The organism is Paracoccus sp. S4493, assembly GCF_000967735.1.
Taxonomy (GTDB): Bacteria; Pseudomonadota; Alphaproteobacteria; order Rhodobacterales; family Rhodobacteraceae; genus Paracoccus; species Paracoccus marcusii.
This window is the reverse complement of sequence record NZ_JXYF01000418.1, coordinates 1-2,183: the sequence shown is the minus strand read 5'-3', so window position 1 is coordinate 2,183 and position 2,183 is coordinate 1. Positions and strand designations below refer to the sequence as shown.

At 58.0% G+C, this 2,183-nt stretch carries 3 protein-coding genes; all 3 read left to right on the top strand.

All coding sequences use genetic code 11. The features are described from left to right. Positions 1 to 386 precede the first annotated feature (386 nt). The gene (locus TW83_RS18175; protein WP_084697699.1) at positions 387 to 884 is read left to right on the top strand and encodes an MgtC/SapB family protein; all 498 of its coding nucleotides are present in this window, start codon (positions 387 to 389) and stop codon (positions 882 to 884) included. A gap of 147 nt (positions 885 to 1,031) precedes the next feature. Then, positions 1,032 to 1,670, top strand: a complete 639-nt coding sequence (locus TW83_RS18170) for a phosphatase PAP2 family protein (RefSeq protein WP_052714976.1) — start codon at positions 1,032 to 1,034, stop codon at positions 1,668 to 1,670. Positions 1,671 to 1,767: 97 nt separating this feature from the next. Further along, positions 1,768 to 2,183 (top strand): DUF892 family protein (locus TW83_RS20235; RefSeq protein ID WP_157001779.1); only part of this gene is annotated, 416 nt, incomplete at its 3' end.

Below are 2,183 nucleotides of genomic sequence, written 5' to 3'. Positions count from 1 at the left end.
GTGAGGGATACAGTTGCTAGGTTCTGGTTCTGGTCAGACGTCATCACATCCCTCCGTGATGCTCGACAACCTTACCGTCCACGGTTCGTTCCGGTTTCCGGTGGGCAATAAAAGTTAGTCGCCTCTATCGCCCTGCCGCGTCTCACGGAGTCCCTAGCCATCCGACCTATCGTAGATTGGTGCCAAGGTACCGTTCGGATTTGGCAATCTGGAGGGCGTAAGCCGACTTGGCATTTGGAGCGGAGATTAGGCTCCAAGATCCAAAGTCATGAACGGCTTGAGAGCTCTCCTCCGCAGGTTTTACATGCCCATAACGCTCACTTGGAATGCCTCAGCTTGGTTGTTACGCAAGTGTCATGAACGTATCAGTCTGGGAAGGGACGGCCATGGGCGAAGAGATATGGCTTACCATTCGCAGTGAATTTTCAGACGTACCGGATCTATCAACGTTGACGCGGATCACGGTGCGCCTGGTCCTTGCAGCCATTCTGGGTGGCGTTCTCGGGTATGAACGAGAGCTGAAGGGTCGAAGCGCGGGTGTCCGCACTCATATGCTGGTCGCGGTGGGCGCGGCGCTGTTTGTCCTGGGACCTTTGCAGAGCGGGATGGAAATCGGGGACATGTCGCGCGTCCTGCAAGGCATTGTGCAGGGCATTGGTTTCATAGGGGCAGGGGCGATCATGGTACGGTCGACAAGGCATCAGATCGAGGGACTGACGACAGCCGCGAACATCTGGGCCACGGCGGGCATAGGCGTGATGGCAGGTCTCGGGCTGGAAGCGACCGCCGTTCTGTCGGCAGTCATTGTCCTGATCATCCTGGCCGTGGTACCAGTCGTTCTACCAAAACCGACTGCGTCGCATGGTGATGACGATGAGCGATGACATACCGGAGGGGTCGTGTCTTGGCGCCAGCGCCTGAAGACCAGAGCGTTCGCGGCCAACCTTTATTACCGGAACTTGAAGACGGTGCTGACGCTTCCGCGTGATCGCCGCCCCCGTGGCGCAAGATCAAGAAGAAAGCGTTCATCCATGAGCCCGAACAGTCACAACAACAACAAACGTTCACCCGACGCTGCGAGCGCCGTCGAAGAAGCGGACAAGGAGGTTGCACGCTCTGCTGCGCGCCACCGCCATCACCCCGTGGTCAAAACGCTTGGGACGGCCAGCGAGATCGCTGATCAGATCCCCCTGTCGATTGTCTGTGCCGCGATGATCGGGACAGGGGCGATTACCCATCGTCCATATATGACGCAGGTCGGCCTCAAGATGATGACCGCTCATGTTCTTGTAAACTTTGTCAAACGGATCATCAAGAACAATTTCAAGCGGACACGCCCGAAAGTCATGATCGAAGAGCAGACCTATGAATGCGAGGCGGGTGAAAGCGAAGGCGGACACGACACCTCGTTTCCGTCCGGTCATACTGCCGGAGCCGTGGCTGTGGCCACCGTCATGGCGCGCGATCTGCCGCAGACAGCCGTTCCGGCCCTGGCAGTTGCTTCGATGATTGCCGGGATTCAGGTGCCCCGCGGTAAGCATTATCCCATCGATGTTGCAGCCGGCGCTGTCCTCGGTCTGGCCGCCGCGTGCGCCGTTCACGCCTTTTGGCCTCAGGGCCGGGAAACCCGAAAACCAACAGCGGAACATTCGCGATTGGCTGCCCGATAACAAATGCCGCGCTGCCATGGGAACAGCCGCCTAAACACCGGCGTTTCAGCAGGCAATTCCACAATTATCCAACCAACACGCGATAGAGAACCTGATCATGGCAAAAGAGAAAAAGGCTGCTGACGAGACGTCGACCAAGGCAAAGGAAAAAGCGTCGAAATCGAGCAAAGCTGCACGTGGGAAAGCCGAAAAAGCCAGCGCTGAAACACGTGCGAAGCGCTCCCAGACCATCGCTGCCAAAGCGGCCTCCGCCAAGGCATCAAAGCAGGCCAGCGAGACGAAGGGCTTGGCGGATCTGTTCGAACATGCGCTGGCGGATATGTATTACGCCGAGAAGAAGATCTACAAATCCCTTCCCAAGATGATCAAGGCGGCCAATCACCCGGACCTGGTTGAGGCCCTGACCCAGCACCGCGAGGAGACGGCCGGGCAGATCGAGGGTCTGGAGGCGATCTTTGCGCTTTTGGGCAAGCGCGCCAAAGCCGAGAAATGCGACGCCATCGATGGCATCCT

What these genes read in the sequence shown, in the direction of transcription:
- TW83_RS18175 (WP_084697699.1), top strand. Translation starts at nt 387, where the DNA reads ATGGGCGAAGAGATATGGCTTACCATTCGCAGTGAATTTTCAGACGTA.
- TW83_RS18170 (WP_052714976.1), top strand. Translation starts at nt 1,032, where the DNA reads ATGAGCCCGAACAGTCACAACAACAACAAACGTTCACCCGACGCTGCG.